Annotated in this window: 14 protein-coding genes and 1 pseudogene; 11 read left to right on the plus strand and 4 right to left on the minus strand. The window is 41.4% G+C overall.

The genetic code is table 11. The annotated features are described in order from the left end of the window. Positions 1 to 60: 60 nt before the first annotated feature. Genes ACRWSG_RS10525 through ACRWSG_RS10535 form a run of 3 tightly spaced genes read left to right on the plus strand, consistent with a single transcriptional unit; the run spans position 61 to position 2,105 of the window. Complete coding sequence (locus ACRWSG_RS10525; RefSeq protein WP_166339876.1) at positions 61 to 603, plus strand: RNA polymerase sigma factor; 543 nt, start codon at positions 61 to 63, stop codon at positions 601 to 603. After that, complete coding sequence (locus tag ACRWSG_RS10530; RefSeq protein WP_462166226.1) at positions 596 to 1,195, plus strand: hypothetical protein; 600 nt, start codon at positions 596 to 598, stop codon at positions 1,193 to 1,195. Before ACRWSG_RS10525 ends, ACRWSG_RS10530 begins: the two co-directional genes overlap by 8 nt. Position 1,196: 1 nt before the next feature. Further along, positions 1,197 to 2,105, plus strand: a complete 909-nt coding sequence (locus ACRWSG_RS10535; protein ID WP_187489488.1) for a hypothetical protein — start codon at positions 1,197 to 1,199, stop codon at positions 2,103 to 2,105. Between the two features lie 23 nt (positions 2,106 to 2,128). Here ACRWSG_RS10535 and ACRWSG_RS10540 read toward each other — a convergent pair whose 3' ends face one another. Beyond that, positions 2,129 to 2,332 carry a hypothetical protein gene (locus tag ACRWSG_RS10540; protein WP_054552483.1) on the minus strand — a complete coding sequence of 68 codons (204 nt, stop codon included), beginning with the start codon at positions 2,330 to 2,332 and terminating at the stop codon, positions 2,129 to 2,131. A 233-nt stretch (positions 2,333 to 2,565) separates the two neighbouring features. Further along, positions 2,566 to 5,076 (minus strand): two-component system response regulator, encoded by a 2,511-nt coding sequence (locus ACRWSG_RS10545; protein ID WP_054552484.1) that lies wholly within the window; start codon positions 5,074 to 5,076, stop codon positions 2,566 to 2,568. Positions 5,077 to 5,290: 214 nt separating this feature from the next. Here ACRWSG_RS10545 and queA point away from each other — a divergent pair. The 5 genes and pseudogenes from queA to secF all read left to right on the plus strand — a co-directional run bounded on the left by queA (position 5,291) and on the right by secF (position 10,796). Continuing rightward, positions 5,291 to 6,321 (plus strand): annotated as a pseudogene (gene queA, locus ACRWSG_RS10550) (tRNA preQ1(34) S-adenosylmethionine ribosyltransferase-isomerase QueA). A 138-nt stretch (positions 6,322 to 6,459) separates the two neighbouring features. Then, positions 6,460 to 7,587, plus strand: a complete 1,128-nt coding sequence (gene tgt / locus ACRWSG_RS10555) for a tRNA guanosine(34) transglycosylase Tgt (RefSeq protein WP_058583935.1) — start codon at positions 6,460 to 6,462, stop codon at positions 7,585 to 7,587. A gap of 29 nt (positions 7,588 to 7,616) precedes the next feature. Then, complete coding sequence (gene yajC / locus ACRWSG_RS10560) at positions 7,617 to 7,955, plus strand: preprotein translocase subunit YajC (protein ID WP_036973302.1); 339 nt, start codon at positions 7,617 to 7,619, stop codon at positions 7,953 to 7,955. A 22-nt stretch (positions 7,956 to 7,977) separates the two neighbouring features. After that, positions 7,978 to 9,840, plus strand: a complete 1,863-nt coding sequence (gene secD, locus ACRWSG_RS10565; protein WP_462166227.1) for a protein translocase subunit SecD — start codon at positions 7,978 to 7,980, stop codon at positions 9,838 to 9,840. A gap of 8 nt (positions 9,841 to 9,848) precedes the next feature. Beyond that, positions 9,849 to 10,796: a protein translocase subunit SecF gene (gene secF / locus ACRWSG_RS10570; protein ID WP_054552488.1), complete on the plus strand. Its 948-nt coding sequence runs from the start codon at positions 9,849 to 9,851 to the stop codon at positions 10,794 to 10,796. 65 nt (positions 10,797 to 10,861) lie between these two features. Here secF and ACRWSG_RS10575 read toward each other — a convergent pair whose 3' ends face one another. Both ACRWSG_RS10575 and ACRWSG_RS10580 read right to left on the minus strand, forming a co-directional pair. Beyond that, positions 10,862 to 12,358, minus strand: a complete 1,497-nt coding sequence (locus tag ACRWSG_RS10575; protein WP_462166228.1) for a mannitol dehydrogenase family protein — start codon at positions 12,356 to 12,358, stop codon at positions 10,862 to 10,864. A 17-nt stretch (positions 12,359 to 12,375) separates the two neighbouring features. Beyond that, positions 12,376 to 14,088 (minus strand): purine-cytosine permease family protein, encoded by a 1,713-nt coding sequence (locus ACRWSG_RS10580; RefSeq protein ID WP_462166229.1) that lies wholly within the window; start codon positions 14,086 to 14,088, stop codon positions 12,376 to 12,378. A gap of 596 nt (positions 14,089 to 14,684) precedes the next feature. Here ACRWSG_RS10580 and ACRWSG_RS10585 point away from each other — a divergent pair. From ACRWSG_RS10585 to ACRWSG_RS10595, 3 genes are all read left to right on the plus strand, one after another. Beyond that, entirely contained in the window at positions 14,685 to 16,034 is a 1,350-nt protein-coding gene (locus ACRWSG_RS10585) for a carbohydrate porin (protein WP_462166230.1), read from the plus strand. Between the two features lie 256 nt (positions 16,035 to 16,290). Next, positions 16,291 to 17,247: a sugar-binding transcriptional regulator gene (locus tag ACRWSG_RS10590; protein ID WP_138616872.1), complete on the plus strand. Its 957-nt coding sequence runs from the start codon at positions 16,291 to 16,293 to the stop codon at positions 17,245 to 17,247. 99 nt (positions 17,248 to 17,346) lie between these two features. Further along, positions 17,347 to 17,895 (plus strand): hypothetical protein, encoded by a 549-nt coding sequence (locus tag ACRWSG_RS10595; protein ID WP_194442144.1) that lies wholly within the window; start codon positions 17,347 to 17,349, stop codon positions 17,893 to 17,895. Positions 17,896 to 17,925 lie beyond the last annotated feature (30 nt).

Raw genomic sequence — 17,925 nt, forward strand, 5'->3', positions numbered from 1 at the left:
CCTTCCCTCGACTAACATAATAACAAAACCATTAAAGGCAGATCAGATGACGAGGCTAGTTTGTTTTTTCAATCACTTGAAACACTAATTGCTAAAGCGCAACAGGGCAATAAACGGGCGTGGTTGAAATTAGTCAAGCAGCACGAAACACAGGTATATAACTATTGCCTAAGGATGTTAAGTCACCCTGATGATGCAATGGATTTAATGCAAGAAGTGTTTATTTCTGTTTATAAAAGCTTACCGAGCTTTCGTGGTGAATCGAGTTTTAATACTTGGCTCTATCAAATTGTGCACCGGCGTAGTGTTGAATATTACCGCCGCCGTAAGCTGCATCAAGGTTTAGACGATATACCAGAAGAAAGCTGCGAGCATAGTGAGTTAGAAACCAATCAACTGCAATCTGAGCAGCATCATGAACTCAAAGCAATGATGAACAATTTACCCTGGGAGCAACGCTTGGTGGTGGAGTTAAAGTTTTTTCAGCACTGTACATTTGAAGAAATCGCTGAGCAATTAGGTATTTCGACCAATACAGCTAAATCAAGACTATACAGTGCGCTTGGTAAGTTAAAAGTGCATTTGGAGGCCCTAGATGGCTAATTTAGATTCATTATTTACCGCATGGTTAGAGGGCGAAAGCCTCACTGAAGAGCAAATTGCGTTGCTACAAGCCAATGCTGAGTATGCATCAATGATGAACAATGCAATGCAGTGGCAACAACAAAGTCAACATTATGAAACGGTACCCGTACCAAATTGGGATCGAGAATCTACGATGCCCAAAGTACAAAAACAAAGTCTGTTTTTTGGTGCTGGGGTGTGGGCAGTGGCTGCGTCAATAGTATTTTGCGCGTGGGTTTTTGTTAGTAATCCACAGCAAGGAAACCAGCAGTTACTAGAGCAAGTGGCCAAGCAAACCAATTTATTAGAGTCACAACAAAAGCAAATTGATCAGTTACAAAATATCATTACTGCGCAAAACGAAGTGCAGCAACAGCAGATGTACCAACTGACCAAAGAAGCGATTAAAACCGGGCGAGTAGAGCGCCAAGAAGATATTGCCAGCGTGCTGGCTTATATCAAAACACAGCGTGCCCAAGACCAAGCGTACTTACGTATGCAGTTAAATGATTTAGCAGAGCAAGTGGAAGGCAGACCATTGCCAACCGTTGCCAACAATTTGGAGTATTAAGATGTCAAAATACAAATCAACTACGGCTGCATTATTGCTTTGCGCAGCAGTAAGCTTACAAGCACAAGCAAGTGATGAGTTAGATAAAATTCAGCGTGAAGTCGGGATTATGGAAAAGATTCTCTCAGCGGCGTTAAAACAAGATACTGATAACAAGGTAAGGAATGTCTCTTCGAGTTATTTGCAGCATCAAGGCGTGGTGTTTAGTTTTGATGTACGAGGCAGTTCACGCTGGTCTACAGTGTTTGCCTCTGTGCCCGATGCGCCGTTGCCACCAATGCCTGATATTGATTTTGAAGAACTCACTGAAATAGAAGTACTAGGCGAGCATGTGCAAGTGATCAGCGATGCGGTGGTAGTGAAAACGCAAGAAGCCTACCAACAAGCTATGGAAGTGATGCGCGAAAGTGCAGAGCGAGTACGTGAAGTGGCTGAGCAAGAGCGCGATGTAAGCCGTGAAATTCGTGATCTTGAGCGTGAAAAGCGCGACCTTGAATTTGATCGTCGCCACGATAAAGATGCCAAAGAGCAAGAGCTCGAAAAACGTAAACAAGCATTACAAGCATCGATTAAAGAGCTTGAAAAGCAACAGCTAAAGTTATCACAAAAGCAGCAGCAAATGCGCAAAGAGTTAGCTGAGAAAAAACAAGCCCGCGTAAAAGAGCAAAAGCAACAGCTAGCAGCCCTAGCACAGCAAGTAGATAAAAGCTTATCTCTGACTCTATGTGATTATGGTAGCGGTTTAAGAAGCCTGCCTAACGATGAACATGTGAGCTTTATCATCCGTGGTGTTAGCGAAGGTAAAACTGAACAAGTAAAAGTGTTTAAAAAGTCAGACATTAAAAAGTGTGTGGTTGGCGATATAAAAGCCGCGCAATTACTCGAAAAAGCATCAAGTTATAGTTTTTAAATTCTCCCAACTAAAAAAGCAGCCTAAAGTGGCTGCTTTTCATTCATTGAAAATGGTTTTAAGTCGGGTAAAAACAACAAGTAAACCCATACGACTAAGTTAAAGTAAGGTACTAAACCTAACCCTGTAAAGGTTTTTACCGGATACCCTTTTAAGCTCGCATTACGGTAACATTGATACGCTATCCCTAGATTTACAATCAGCAACAAAACGATTAGTTGTGTCATCACTTTTCTCCATTATACCGCCAATACATGGACTTAACGATGTTAAGTTATGCTTAGAATGTTTAATATAATAAGTAATGTCATGTTTATTATAGATAATCACCATAAAAACACGACATTTAACCTTGCTGTGGATTTAAGTATAGATGAGTATTGTCAGTATGGAAGCAAAATTTCTTAGAAAAAATGTTTAAAAATGTATCAAGCTTTGCTCTAAATAGGCTAGATAATTGTTAGTTAAACAGATTATTTTCAGATATTTTTTTTAGTTCAGCCGTTATTTTTTCAACAGGCATCGGGCGAGCAATGAAGTAACCTTGCCCATAATCTACGCCGATATCTTTTAGCGCTAAAAATATCTCTTGATTTTCAACATATTCAGCAACAGAGCGTTTATCAAGGGAACGGCTAATATCATTAATTGCTTTTACCAGCGCTAAATCGATTGGGTCGTTCAGCATGTCGCGAACAAATGAACCATCAATTTTTACATGTTGAGCCGGTAATTGTTTAAGGTAGTTGAAGGTACTAAAGCCTGTACCAAAGTCATCAATTGAGAAGTGACACCCTAAGCCGTTCAAACGCTCGATCATGGCACGGGTTGCAACGAGGTTATTAATACTCGCAGACTCTGTGATCTCAAAAATGATACGTGTTGGTTCAACAGCATATTCTTTTAAGCTCGACTCTATATGAGGCAGTAAGCGTTCATCTAAAAACGACTGTGCTGATAAGTTAATTGCTATTTGATTGAGCTCCGGGTACTCGGCAACACTCTTAATGGCATTACGAATAACACATTGATCCATTAAAAATGTATCGTTTAGAAGTTCAAGAGCTGGGATAAATTGATTTGGGTAAACAATTTCATCGTTTAATTTTAAGCGTAATAGCGCTTCAAAATAGGCAACATGGCCGCGCTTAAAGTCCCAAATAGGCTGATAGTGAAGCTCGATAGCATCGTGCTGTAATGCCTGACGAATACTGTGCCCCCACTCTAAACCCGCTTGTAAGCTATTGTGGCTGGAGTCTTCTTTAGAGTAGCAATGAACGAGGTTACGTCCTAAGCTTTTTGCTACATAAAGAGCGATATCAGCTTGTTTTAAGCATTCACTTGGATCGTTATTTTGCTCAGTGATTTGTGTTAAACCAATTGAACAGCTAATTGAGTACTCTTGGCCTTCTGAATGAAAACGGTGTTTTTCAATCGCCATGCAAATGCTTTCTGCAACCAAGTGTGCATCGAGTAGGTTCGTATTTTTTAAGATCACGGCGAATTCATCACCACCGATGCGGCACACTAAGTGCTCATCACTGATATTCGCCGTAAATAACTGAGCAACTTCTTTTAGAACGATGTCGCCTTGTTGGTGACCTTTACTGTCGTTGATGATTTTAAAGTGATCTAAGTCGATATAAATCAGCGCATGCTCGGTATCGTTACTGGTGTACTTGGCCTTACAAATACGTTGTAATTGTTGGTCAAAGTAATAACGGTTATGCAGCTCTGTGAGCGTATCGTGCAAGGCTAAATGACGAAGTTGCAGCTCTGCCTGTTTACGCTCATGAATGTTATCGATAGTGGCGGTAATAGTCGCTGAGTTTTGGCTATTTTTTATTAGTTGTAAGCGACATTCAACCCAAATGGCATTACCATTTTTATGTTTTAGCTGGATCTCTACCTGTTGCTGTTGCTCACCACCAAGCAAAATACGCTGAATGGTATCTTGTAGCTTTGTTTTGCACTCCGGTAAGCAAAAGTCTGTTAGTGACTTTGCTAAACTAGATTTTATGCCATAGCCCGTTAAATGCTCCCAAGCTGGGTTAATAAAGCGAATATTACCCTCTTGGTTAAACTCAAGTACCACCGTATTTAGGTGTAATAAAATACGTTGGTGGGCAGAAAACAGCTCTTTATAACGGCTTTGACTTTGGCTTAGTTGTTCTACTTTTTGTGCAAACTCTGCGTAGCTCACCATGAAATCTTCACGACGAGCAGCGTGGTCACACACTTTGCTTAATAACGAGTGATCGTAAGGGGCGCGAATAAAATCAGTAACGCCAGAAAGTAACAACTGCTCCGCGTAATCTGCATCATTGTTATCAATGATGGTTACAATCGCCTGTTTTGGGTTGTGTTGTAATATTTCGCTAATTAACCCAGCTGCGGTATCAGAATGAGACTCGGTGGCGTCAATCAATACAATGGCAAATTTTTGTTGTAAAAAAGTAGCTAGCGTCGCTTTTGTAGACGTGGTGTGAGTAATAGCAAAACTGAGTTTAAGCTGCTCGCTAATATCTTTTGCTTTGCGACTATCGGTTTCAAGTAGCAATAAATTGAGGCGGCTACTTTTTTCAAGATGGGTTGATAACACGTTGGCTAACATTTGCGGCAGCATATCTTGGCGTTCAAATGGCAATACGGCATCAATGCCATAGCTGCGAGCCGTGGTTTCGGCTATACGTTCACAATAAATTGGTGGAGTAAGTAAAATAGGTGTGTTTTTTGGTGTTTTTAATAACCCTGAACGGATCATGCGCGAAAAACGCCAACCATCAATCTTACCAACCTCAAGACCGGTAATGATAATATCCACTGGGTGGCTTTTAAGAATTTTTAGCGCATCTTGAGAGTCACTGGCTTCGATAAACGTGAAGACATTAAGTTTGTTTAATGTGGTCTTAATTGTTTCACGCTCAGCAACGCTTGCGTTTAAAATTAGCAGTTTCAACTGCTTTGCCATGGCGCTACTACCTCTTACCTAACCCATGTTTATTGAATAGGCTAGAATAATGACATTTTGCCTAATCTACAAGCAAACTTTACCTAAAAGCGGTTAATAAGCACTTAAGTGTGTAAACCTGTAAACGGCCATTCACTTGGTCTAGGGCTTTGCTTGAGGTAGTAGGCGTATCAGAGTAAACTTGGCGCGTTTTTATTAATGAGAGATATGCTCTATGCGCGTAGCTGATTTTAGCTTTGACCTTCCTGATGAATTAATTGCTCGTTTTCCGAAAGCAGATCGAACTAGCAGTCGTTTACTGACGCTTGATGATCATCAGGGCAAGTTGAGCATAAAGTATTTAGTGATATTTTATCGCTCGTTAATGAAAATGACTTATTAGTTTTTAATAACACCAAAGTGATCCCTGCTCGCATGTTTGGGCAAAAAGAATCAGGCGGTAAGCTTGAGGTGTTAGTAGAGCGTGTACTTGACGAACACCGTGTGCTTGCGCATGTACGAGCTAGTAAATCGCCAAAACCAGGCTCAAAAATCATTCTAGAAGGTAAAGCAGAAGCAACCATGGTTGCGCGTCATGGCGAGCTTTTTGAGCTTGAATTTGCCAAAGACGAAAATGTACTCGATATCCTAAACGACATCGGTCATATGCCATTACCACCTTATATTGACCGCCCTGATAATGAGTCAGATCGTGAGCGTTATCAAACTGTTTATGGTGAAAAGCCAGGTGCCGTAGCCGCGCCAACAGCTGGCCTGCATTTTGATGATAAATTAATGGCAGCCTTAAAAGACAAGGGCATTAACATGGCCTTTGTGACCTTGCATGTGGGCGCGGGCACATTCCAACCTGTGCGCGTTGACTCAGTTGATGAGCATGTTATGCACTCAGAGTACATAGAAGTACCAGATGAAGTGGTTAAAGCGGTAGCCGAAACGAAAGCAAAAGGTGGTCGTGTAATCGCTGTAGGGACTACATCAGTCCGCTCATTAGAGTCAGCAGCTAAAGTGCACGGCGGCAAACTAGATACTTACTTTGGCGATACCGATATCTTTATTTATCCGGGTTATCAGTTCAATGTGGTTGATGCCATGGTGACAAACTTCCATTTACCTGAATCAACGTTAATCATGTTAGTCAGTGCCTTTGCAGGCCAAGAGAACATAATGGGTGCTTACCATACGGCTATTGAGCAGAAGTATCGCTTCTTTAGTTATGGTGATGCGATGTTCTTAACGCGCAAATAACGTTAAAAAGCCCAGTTTTTGAACTGGGCTTTTTATTTTCGAATTTAGCTCAATTAATAGTAATAAACCTGCAAACAGGGTAGAATCGAGCGGTTAAATTATAGCTTGTTGGACTGTTTTTCCGACACTGAGGATAATATGAAATTTGAATTAGACCGCACTGACGGTAAAGCGCGCCGCGGCCGCTTGATTTTTGAACGTGGTGTTGTAGAAACGCCAGCATTTATGCCGGTAGGTACTTACGGTACTGTAAAAGGTATGACGCCTGACGAAGTGAAAGATACTGGTGCACAAATTTGCCTAGGTAACACTTTCCACTTAATGCTGCGTCCTGGTACAGAAATCATTAAGCAGCACGGTGACTTACACGACTTTATGAATTGGGATCGTCCAATCCTAACTGATTCAGGCGGTTTCCAAGTATTCAGCTTAGGCGCAATGCGTAAAATCACAGAAGAAGGCGTGATGTTCAGCTCACCAGTTAATGGTGAAAAAATCATGCTTTCGCCAGAAAAAGCGATGCAAGTTCAGCGTGATCTAGGCTCTGACATCGTAATGATCTTTGACGAATGTACGCCATACCCAGCGACAGAAAAAGAAGCGAAAGATTCTATGGAGTTGTCACTTCGTTGGGCTAAACGCTCAAAAGAAGGTCATGGTGATAACCCAGCTGCGCTGTTTGGTATTATCCAAGGTGGTATGTACCCTGAGCTTCGTGCACAATCGCAAAAAGGCCTAGAAGAAATCGGCTTTGATGGTTATGCATTAGGTGGTTTATCGGTTGGTGAGCCGAAAAACGAGATGATCAACATTCTTGACCACTGTGCTTACAAAATGCCTGAAGACAAGCCTCGTTACTTAATGGGCGTTGGTAAACCAGAAGACTTAGTTGAAGCGGTTCGCCGTGGTATCGATATGTTTGACTGTGTGATGCCTACGCGTAACGCCCGTAATGGTCATTTATTCGTAACTGGCGGCATTGTTAAAATTCGTAATGCAGTACATAAAACAGACACCGGTCCATTGGATCCTGAGTGTGATTGTCATACGTGTAAAAACTATTCACGTGCATACTTGCATCATCTTGATAAATGTAATGAAATCTTAGGCGCACGTCTAAACACGATTCACAACTTACGTTATTATCAACGCGTGATGGAAGGCTTACGTAATGCCATCAGTAATGGCAAACTAGACGAATTTGTTGCAGATTTTTATGCACGCCGCGGCCAAGAAGTGCCAGAGCTTGCAGATACATCAGATTAAATTTTTAGAAAAATTAAAGAGGAAGTGAAATGAGTTTATTCATCTCAAACGCCCACGCAAGTGCGGCAGGTGCAGCACCAGCAGGTGGTGGCATGGAAATGCTAATCATGTTGGGTATTTTCGGTCTGGTATTTTATTTCTTAATCTACCGTCCACAAGCTAAGCGTGTAAAAGAGCATAAAGCCCTAATGAGCGCAATGGCGAAAGGCGACGAAGTACTAACGCAAGGTGGTTTAGTAGGTAAGATTGCTAAAATCGCTGATGACAAAGACTTCATCGTGATTTCATTAAACGACCAAGCAGAAGTAACAGTACAAAAATCAGCTGTTTCTGCAGTATTGCCAAAAGGCACTATGAAGTCGCTATAACAATAAAAATAAGGACTCACACGTGTTAAACAAGTTTCCATTATGGAAGTATTTACTTGTTCTTGTAGTGTTAGTCGTTGGTATTTTATATGCCTCTCCTAACTTGTATGGCCGAGACCCGGTCATACAAGTATCGGGCACTAAAGGTACTGATGCTGACCTCACCGTACTCGATAAAGTAAATGCGACTCTCAAAGAACATAACGTTACTGTTAAATCAAGCAAACTTGAAGATGGACAAATCCTCGTTCGTTTTAAGAATGTTGAAGACCAACTAAAAGCGCAAGATCTACTGCGTGATTCCCTTAGTGAAGATTATATCTCTGCAATCAATATGGCACCTGCTCAACCAGAGTGGTTAAAGTCACTGGGTGGTAACCCAATGAAACTAGGCCTAGATTTAAGCGGTGGTGTTCACTTTACTATGGAAATCGACATGGCGACGGCGGTTGATACTCAGCTTGAGCAAATGGAACAAGATTTCAAAAGTGACTTACGTGAAGAAAAACTACGTTATCGCACTATTCGCCGTGTAGCGAACAGCGAGCGATTACGTGTTGAAATGCGTAACGAAGAAGATAAAGACGCAGCAGAGCGTTTCTTATCAACTCGTTACCCATTAAACGTTTACGTTGATGATAGCAGCAGCGACAATGCTTTTTATGCCAGCATGAGCGAGCAAAAGCTAAAAGAAATTCGTGACTACGCTATCAAGCAAAACGAAACGATTATCCGTAACCGTATTAACCAAATCGGTGTTGCAGAGCCTAACGTACAGCGCCAAGGTGCTGAGCGTATCATCGTGCAACTTCCGGGTGTACAAGATACAGCGCGTGCTAAAGAGATTCTAGGTGCAACAGCAACTCTAGAGTTCCGTGAAGTTGACGAAAACGCAGATGCAAGTGCAGCGCTTCAAGGCCGTTTACCGCCTGGTACAGAAATGATCATGGCGCGTGAAGGTTACCCAGTGGTTCTTAAGCAGCGCATCATTCTTGAAGGTAGCCACATCACTGGCGCGCAATCAGGTATGGATGAGTATCAACGTCCACAAGTTAGTATTACGCTAGATAGCAAAGGTGGCGCAAAAATGAATGCGTTCACTAAGCGTGCTATCGGTAAACGCATGGCTACAGTATTTATCGAATACAAGCCATCAGGTAAAACAGATGAAAACGGTAAAGCACTTCCGCCAATTAAAGTTGAAGAAGTGATTAACGTGGCGACCATTCAAGCGCGTCTTGACCGTTCATTCCGTATTACAGGTATCGATAACCCAGCTGAAGCACATAACCTTAGCCTATTACTTCGTGCTGGTGCACTGGTTGCGCCAATTCAAATCGTTGAAGAGCGCACGGTAGGTCCAAGCCTAGGTCAAGAGAACATCGAAGCGGGTATGACTGCCGTTGTGCTTGGTTTCGTGTTTGTACTGGTATTTATGCTTATTTACTACAAAGGTTTCGGCATGGTGGCGAATATCGCTCTGGGTGCCAACCTAGTATTAATTGTTGGTGTGATGTCGCTTATTCCGGGTGCTGCGTTAACGTTACCGGGTATTGCAGGTATCGTATTAACCGTAGGTATGGCGGTTGATGCCAATGTACTTATCTTCGAACGTATTCGTGAAGAACTTGCTGATAATTGCCGTAGTCCACAACAAGCCGTTCATTTTGGTTACGACAGCGCGTTTAGCACCATTTTAGATGCTAACATCACAACGCTTATCGCAGCAGTGATTCTATTTGCAGTGGGTACAGGTCCTATTGCTGGTTTCGCAGTAACGCTAGCGATTGGTATTATCACCTCTATGTTTACAGCCATTGTTGGTACCCGTGCGGTAATCAACTTGTTCATTGGCGGTAAGCGTATTGATAAGTTGTCGATTTAGGAGTCAGCATGCAAATTTTAAAACTCGGTGGTAAAACACTCCCGTTTATGAAGTTAAGAAAGTTTGCCATGACATTATCAACTTTGTTGATTTTGGCTTCTTTCGTGTCGTTTTTTACTAAAGGCTTAAATTTTGGTCTCGACTTCACTGGCGGTACCGCTGTTGAGGTAGGCTTTACACAAGCACCTGATCTTAAAGAAGTACGTGATGCAATCACTGAAAGTGGCTTTGAAGATTTCTCAGTGCAACTGTTTGGCTCAAGTAAAGAAATTCTAGTGCGTCTTGCTCCGCAAGGTGCTGGCGTAAAAGCAGAAGTAATTGGCAACCAAATCATTACGGCATTACAAAAAGTTGAGTCGACAGTAGAAATGCGTCGTATCGAATTTGTTGGCCCAAGTGTTGGTGAAGATCTAAAAGAGCAGGGTGGCCTTGCCATGTTAACTGCGCTTATCTGTATCTTAATTTACGTTGCGTTTCGTTTTGAATGGCGTTTTGCGGTAGGTGCTGTATCAGCACTATTACACGACGTTATCATCACACTAGGCTTATTCTCTGTACTTGGCCTAGAGTTTGACTTAACGATTCTTGCGGCGATTTTGGCGGTAATAGGTTACTCACTCAACGATACCATCGTTGTATCTGACCGTATCCGTGAAAACTTCCGTAAAGTGCGCATTGATGACACGATTGAAATTATCGATATTTCATTAACGCAAACGTTAAACCGTACCCTAGTAACATCAATCACCACTATCCTAGTATTGATTGCGTTATTTGGCTGGGGTGGTCAAACGATCCACGGTTTCGCAACCGCATTACTATTTGGTGTGTTCATCGGTACTTATTCATCTGTTTATGTTGCTTCAGCTGTTGCAATTGCAATGGGTGTAAGTAAAGAAGACTTAATTCCTGAAGTAATTGAAAAAGAAGGCGCGGATCTCGATCCTATGCCTTAATCAGTGATACAAAAAGAAACCGCCCTAGGGCGGTTTTTTTATTTTTAAACTTACTCTGCCTGATACTACTTGGCCTTATAACTACTTAACACCGCCTCCATAATCTGCTCAATTGCCACTCCCGCATAGAGTTGGCTGATGTAATATTTATATTCATTACAAAATGACTCGTTCTCAATAATTGAGCCGAAAATGCTCGGTTGCTCAAGAAAAGCAAGTGGTGAAATGCGTGATGCATGAGCAGCCTGCTGTAATGTTTCAGCCATATCATCGATAACCTCTAAAGGCTGACCTTGTTGAGACGAATGCGTGTCGCTGTATAAGCACCAAGCTGCAATTACTAAATTAGCAATCGCACCATTCCCACCAATTTTAAGGTTCTCTACTATCGTAGGTACTAAAAAGGTGGAGACTTTACTTGCGCTTTGAGAGCAAATTCGTGCAAGGCTATCCTTGATGTTAGGGTTTGCAAATCGAGCTATCAGTGTTCGCTTATAATCACTTAGATCAATACCAGGTACGTCATCTAAAATCGGTGTTACTTCGTTATCCATGAAGTTGCTTACCACTGTAGCAAATAAGGGATCTGAAATTGTTTGCTCTATGGTTTGATAGCCACGCAAAGATCCGAGTATTCCCATAACAGTATGGCTTGCATTTAATAAGCGAATTTTCATGGTTTCATAAGGCGTTACATCATTGACTATTTGCGCACCTACTTTCTCCCAAGCTGGGCGTTGTTGACAAAATTTATCCTCGATGACCCATTGGTGAAAAGGCTCACACGTGACAGGCCATGAATCAATCACTCCCAGCTGTTCTGCTAGAGCAATATCTTTATCTGTGGTTGCAGGCGTAATACGGTCGACCATTGCATTAGGGAAGCTAACTTGATTTGCGACCCAATCAGCAAGCTCTGAGTCATATGAATTAATGTAAGTAACTAACATTTTTCGTATGACATCACCGTTGTGTTGAACATTATCACAAGACTGAACTGTAAACGGTTTTTGACCACTCTTTCTGCGGCGATCTAAAGCAGCAGCAAGGTAGCCAAAAATCAGCTTTGGCTTGTTTGGGTTTGCTAAGTCATGTTGTATATCGGGGTTTGAAAAATCGAACTCGCCGGTTGATGGATCATAGTTATAACCCCCTTCGGTTATTGTTAATGAAACAATCTGGGTTTCCTCAGCGGTCATTTTATTTATAACAGCTTCTGGATCATCTGGCGCTAAGAGAAAATCGGTTAAACAGCCAATTATTTGCGTATCAGTTTTGCCATTTGGGTGCTTTACCAATAGGGAGTACAGATAATCTTGTGCTTCTAAAGATTGCTTTATAGCCCGATCAGCCTCGCGTAAGCCTATACCGCAAATGCCCCAACTTAGATCGCCAGTATGGTTGATGTAGTTATCAGTATAGAAAGCTTGATGAGAGCGGTGAAACCCGCCCACACCAACATGGACAATCCCAGCTTTTAGTGATTGTCGGTTATAACGCGGCACTGATATAGATGTAGGAAAAGAGCTCAGTGTTGAGTTATTTAAAGAAAGTGCGCTCATGTTTTGCCCCCGAGCAGTTAAACGGCTGAAAATTGTTTTTTACGCTGCATAGCCCAATACGCACTCGCGAAGTAAATGATGGTACAAGCGAATCCACTATTGAAAAATAACGTTCTATTGTGTTCATAGGAAGCAACATCTGGTGAGTTGAACATGGCATTTGCTGCTAGCACCACAGTAACACCTAGACTTAACCAAGCAACCGCAGTGAGTACTTTGGTTAACAGGCGCTGATCAAGAATAAATGCTGGCTCATTGGCTGCTTGTTCGGCGTGAAATCTTTCTACTTTTTTATCAAAATTAGCTAGCTCTGCTTCTTCTTCAGGATACTTCTGCGCAGCGCCATTTCGTTTTGCTAATAAAATATATACGACAATACTGAATACCCAAGTTGGTAAGAAAAGGTAGTAGAATGGGATTATATTGATCGCGTTTAGTGTAAATCCGAACACTAGGCCAAGTGCCCACGCAATAACAGCCGCAGAGCTATGCTCAAGCTTTTTGTAGGTGACCCAATAACGAGTTAGACCTATCTTTGGAAATAAAAAATGTTCAGCAAAAACGATAGCGCCAACAGGTACGACTAAAAGTCCTGCGTATGTAAGAAGTGGCAGTAGCTTAGTAAATACAAATGGAAAGCAAGCAATTAAAACAGTAACAATGCCCACTAAAAATGTCGTTCTGGTACGCGAAAGGTTACTAAATATAGCTTGTGCAGCAAGACCAGCTCGGTATAAGTTTGCATTTGCTGTAGTCCAACCTGCAACAATAACAATAACTAACCCAGATAACCCAAGTGCATGGAACGCAACATCGCCAGGATCTAGCTCAGTAATCGACTTTTTCACCAAAACTGCTGTACCCGCACCCATAATGCCTGCAGAGATCCAAGCGATATAGTGACCAAATAACATACCGGCTGATGTGCATAAGCCATAGCTTTTTTTCTTCGCGTAACGCAGTAGAGCCATGTCTATTAAACCAAAGTGAGTGATGGTGTTTGCTGCCCAAGAGAAACCAATGACTTCTAATAGCCCTATGCCTGGCTCACCATTGGCATCTAACCCAGTCCATACAGAGACACTGCCAATGTGCATGAAGTCTCCCCAACTCGAGACAGAGGTTTCACCAATGACCGAATTGGCAAGTTCAGGCATGAGTACTAATGGACCGCTGATGAACATAACAAATAACCACGGAGCACAAATACCTGAGAATTGCGATACAGCGTTAAAACCATACATAGCAACCAATACAACGATAATGCCTACGGCAAGAACGACCATGACAAACCATGCGTTTGTTGGATACCAATTTAATTGCGCGGGAATATCAAGTGCAAAGCGAACAGCCGTTGCAGAAACGGTGATCATAGCAGCAGAAATAACCGTAAAGATTATGACATTCGCCCAGTTATATAACCGAGTCATTGAGTTTCCTGCTATTTTTTGAAGGTACGTATATAGGCTCAGGCGTGTATCAACAGCAATTGGGGTGGTGATTAGTGTCCAGCTTAGCACGGCGAGAATATTACCAAGTAGCAAGCCAAGCAGAATATCCGTCATGGTTGCGCCAAGTGCGACAAAGGTTGCGCCAAATACAAATTCAGTAGCAGCAACATGCTCTCCTGCGTATAAACCTAAAAAATGTCTCCATCCTTTGAGCTTATGTTTTGCAATAGGTAATTGCTCTTCTTCTATATGGTTTAGGTCTTTATGATTAGTATTCATAAGTAACGATCCCAGTACTTTTTAGGCATGCTGATTTGTAAGCAAATAGCTTAACTGCATCTTTATTTGTGTGTTCATTGTTTAACACTAAAACTTTTTATTAGATAAATAGAAAATTTCAAAAATCAACACGCCCATGATTGTTGTCATTGAGTATTTACATAAAGTAAATCTTCCTGTTTGGGCAAATGGGTTGCACGTGGGCATAATCCTATTTTGATTGCTATTTGTCAATGTTAATGAATCAGTCTATTTAACCGGCTGATTGTCATTAATAAGTCGAAGTAATTGCTCTTGTTCTGGAGTTAAAGCTTCATTAAATCAATCTTGATAAAGTTGTTATTTTTTAATTAGTTATGCTGGTGTTTGATTTTTCCTGAAATGGTGTTCATATGAAAGAGGATTAGTTTTATCCATTTTAATTTCTCTTTCACAGATTCTAATTTCTTTTAATTAGAATTTGAGCTCTATTTTTTGATGTTGACAAATATATTCTGCGTTAGGAATATGCTCATATTTATGTCATTTGCTCTTTCTTGGGCGTTGAATACTAAGATGTTGATCAGCTAGGGCAAATTAAAATGGAGAACACGCATATGAACACAAATCAACAGCCAAAGTTTTATCGTATATGGAAAGGGGAAAGTGAACGCTATTTAAACGTCGCTCGGCTTAAATCTATCGCAGCCATTATGTTGCTGTATTCTCAGTCAGGTTATGCAGATGAAAGTTTTGATGTTCACAGCCATCTAAGTGGCGGTTGGTTAGGGGCAAGAGATAAGCAAGCAGAACAAGGTGTGGATGTTCGCTTAGGCTACTTCAGTCAAACAGCTCACAACTTAAAAGGGGGAGAAAGTACAGAAACGGCTTATGCCAATCAGTTTTTTGCCGGTGGCTACTTTAATTTAGAAAAATTGCTTAATTGGTCGGGTGCCGAATTTAAGGTGGAGCTTACCAACCGTAATGGCGAGCTTATTAATGAAAAAGCAAACCTGCCAGTTTTGCTGCAGTCGCAACAAATTTATGGTCGTGGCAATGTAACGCGTTTAACTCAATTCTCTCTAACTCAGCATTTATTTGAAGATCAACTTAGCATTAAAGTGGGTCGAATTTACCCAAGTGCTGATTTTTTTGCCATGAGTTGTGCCTTTCAGCACCTAACATTTTGCAGTGGTGGCTCATCCAATTATTTGAGTAGTAGTTGGTATGGTGACCCCCTTAGTGCACTAGGCGTGCAACTAACATACAAAGTCACTGATAATTTACTTTTTAAACTAGGCAGTTATGATGCAAACCCTGCAACCATGTCATTAAATCAAGGGTTAAAATTAACAACATCAGGGGAGGTTAACGGCACGACCTTGGTAGGTGAGTTGGAATATAAACGCCAATACAAGAATGGGTTAGATGGAGATTATCGATTTGGCGTTGTCCGCAGCAGTTTAGATAAAACTAAATTAGTCAATAATGCGGGTTACCCTGCTGGCACGACAAGTGATATGGTCGCTATAGAAGATACTGATAATGCATTTTATTTTAATATTGAACAACAGCTAACTCGAAATAGTTCTGGAGGCGGCTTACGTATCTTTGCGAGTATGATTCACGCAGATCAAAGTGTCAGCGCTATAGGCGAAGTTTTGGCTTTTGGCGGATATATTGATACACCTTTTGTTAGTAGACCACACGACCGTATTGGTTTTGCTGTGGTCAGAAACAGTGTCAGTAATGAGCTTAGTGACGCTCAGCGCTTTTATAACGCGAATTTTTCAGATGATGAAGTACTCGTTAGGGATCATGAGTACCCGATTGAGTTAAATTATAACTATGTTGTTACCCCAGCAATACAGTTAATGCCTAGTATTCAGTATATCATCGACCCTAATGGTGATAATGATGCTGAGAATGCAATGATTGCAGGTTTGCAGCTAAGTTTAAATTTTTAGTTAAAGCTTAAACCGACGTTATTTGGCAGCGAGTGCACGACTTTTGTTGTGCCGCTGAGAAGGGCTTGCGGTTATTGTCTCTTTGTGAAATACATAGGCACCTCACTAATATTTAACAAAATTTAGTAAGGTGTCTTGTTAGTTTAGAGTGTGAACCCTAAAATTGTTATTCATGACAGATTATGTATAGAATAGCCGCTGAATAGCTGATTTTTCTAATCATTTACCTCATTTATTGTTCAAACAGGCGTATAAAATGGCTTCAATTCCTAGCAATGATAATCAAAAATTAGAGGAAGCAGCAAGGGCTGGCTGGCTCTACTATGTTGCTGGTAAAACACAAGATGAAATAGCTAAGCAACTTAATACGTCTCGCCAATCTGCGCAACGGCTTGTTGCTTTAGCAGTATCTCAAGGGTTAATAAAAGTACGATTAGAACATCCAATTCGACGCTGTATGGAGCTTGCTGATGCGCTACAAAATCGATACGGTTTGCTTAGTTGTGAAGTGGTGCCTAGCGAGAGTAACGATATTAATTCTACCATTGGCTTGGCTCAAGCGGGTGCCGCAGAAATTGAAAGACAACTAAAGCAGCGCCATGCAAAAATCATTGCGTTTGGTACTGGAAGAGTGTTGCGCGCATGCGCAGAAGAGCTACCTACGATGCAATGCCCACACCATCGTATTGTATCTTTAGTTGGAAATATTGCTCAGGATGGCTCAGCAAGTCGCTATGAAGTAGCTATTCATGTTGCAGAAAGGGTTGGTGCGCAACATTTCCCTATGCCAGTTCCAGTTATAGCAGAATCTGAAGCTGATAAAGCAGGTTGGCAGCAATTAACGCATGTTAAAAATGTACATCAACTGGCATCACAAGCGGATGTTTCATTTGTTGGTGTTGGAGATTTAGGAATAAATTCTCCCCTTCATTTAGACGGCTTTGTTACTCGGCATGAACTAGCTGCGCTTGACGCTATTGGTGCAACAGGTGAAGTAATTAGCTGGATTTTCGATAGTGAAGGTCATCTCGTCGAATCAGAAATAAATAATCGCGTGACGAGTGCGGTACTTTCTCCATCAAATGATAAACGTGTTATTGGGATTGCTGCGGGTGACAGTAAAGTGCCAGCCATTGCAGGAGCAATCGAATCAGGAATGATCAATAGTCTCATTACAAATGAACTAACAGCAGAAGCACTGTTGCTGAGGTAAGTCTTGGTATGACTAAACTGACTAAATTGGTAACAAGTGACAGTTTTACAGCTGTTTATGATTTTTAAAAACGAGTCTAACTATACTCTCGGAGACATTATGAAACACCTGATGTTTAGCGTGTTTATACTTTTAATGCTCAGTGCTTGTGAAGATAAGCCAGAGCCAAAACAGACAGAAGTACAGCAAACACCTGAGGTAACACTTCAGCAGCAGTTCGACAGCTACCAAGGTTTAGCTTGGCAAGTTGTAGAGGCACTACAAAACCAATCAGCTGCTCAGCAATTACAAGACCTGACGTTCAAGTTAATTACTTCATCAACAGGTTTGTTTTTAAACCTAAAAGCACAATTGCCAGAGTGTGAGGCAAGTTTGCATGCGCTGGCAGACGCAACCGAGTTTCAACAACAAAGTGATGACGCAGATGCATTGCAGAATGAAATGACAATTAATGTAGAGCCAGAACTACCTGAGTTTGCGGCGCCAAGTTGTTATCACGCACAGCAGTTATTACTTAATCCACTTGCAGTTTATAAATTAGCGCAACAAGCTGATTTAGCTACGAGTGATTACCAAAATGCTAAATTAAAAATGACTGATAGTTTTGCCCGCATTAAGCAACTTGAGCTCATCACCGCTATTGAGTAGTCTGCACTCGTCATAGCCTTGCCATAAAAT

The organism is Pseudoalteromonas sp. GB43, from assembly GCF_054923805.1.

What these genes read in the sequence shown, in the direction of transcription:
- ACRWSG_RS10590 (WP_138616872.1), top strand. Translation starts at nt 16,291, where the DNA reads ATGGCTTCAATTCCTAGCAATGATAATCAAAAATTAGAGGAAGCAGCA.
- ACRWSG_RS10575 (WP_462166228.1), bottom strand. Translation starts at nt 12,358, where the DNA reads ATGAGCGCACTTTCTTTAAATAACTCAACACTGAGCTCTTTTCCTACA.
- ACRWSG_RS10545 (WP_054552484.1), bottom strand. Translation starts at nt 5,076, where the DNA reads ATGGCAAAGCAGTTGAAACTGCTAATTTTAAACGCAAGCGTTGCTGAG.
- ACRWSG_RS10540 (WP_054552483.1), bottom strand. Translation starts at nt 2,332, where the DNA reads ATGACACAACTAATCGTTTTGTTGCTGATTGTAAATCTAGGGATAGCG.
- ACRWSG_RS10530 (WP_462166226.1), top strand. Translation starts at nt 596, where the DNA reads ATGGCTAATTTAGATTCATTATTTACCGCATGGTTAGAGGGCGAAAGC.
- secF (WP_054552488.1), top strand. Translation starts at nt 9,849, where the DNA reads ATGCAAATTTTAAAACTCGGTGGTAAAACACTCCCGTTTATGAAGTTA.
- ACRWSG_RS10535 (WP_187489488.1), top strand. Translation starts at nt 1,197, where the DNA reads ATGTCAAAATACAAATCAACTACGGCTGCATTATTGCTTTGCGCAGCA.
- ACRWSG_RS10580 (WP_462166229.1), bottom strand. Translation starts at nt 14,088, where the DNA reads ATGAATACTAATCATAAAGACCTAAACCATATAGAAGAAGAGCAATTA.
- ACRWSG_RS10585 (WP_462166230.1), top strand. Translation starts at nt 14,685, where the DNA reads ATGAACACAAATCAACAGCCAAAGTTTTATCGTATATGGAAAGGGGAA.
- yajC (WP_036973302.1), top strand. Translation starts at nt 7,617, where the DNA reads ATGAGTTTATTCATCTCAAACGCCCACGCAAGTGCGGCAGGTGCAGCA.
- tgt (WP_058583935.1), top strand. Translation starts at nt 6,460, where the DNA reads ATGAAATTTGAATTAGACCGCACTGACGGTAAAGCGCGCCGCGGCCGC.
- ACRWSG_RS10595 (WP_194442144.1), top strand. Translation starts at nt 17,347, where the DNA reads ATGAAACACCTGATGTTTAGCGTGTTTATACTTTTAATGCTCAGTGCT.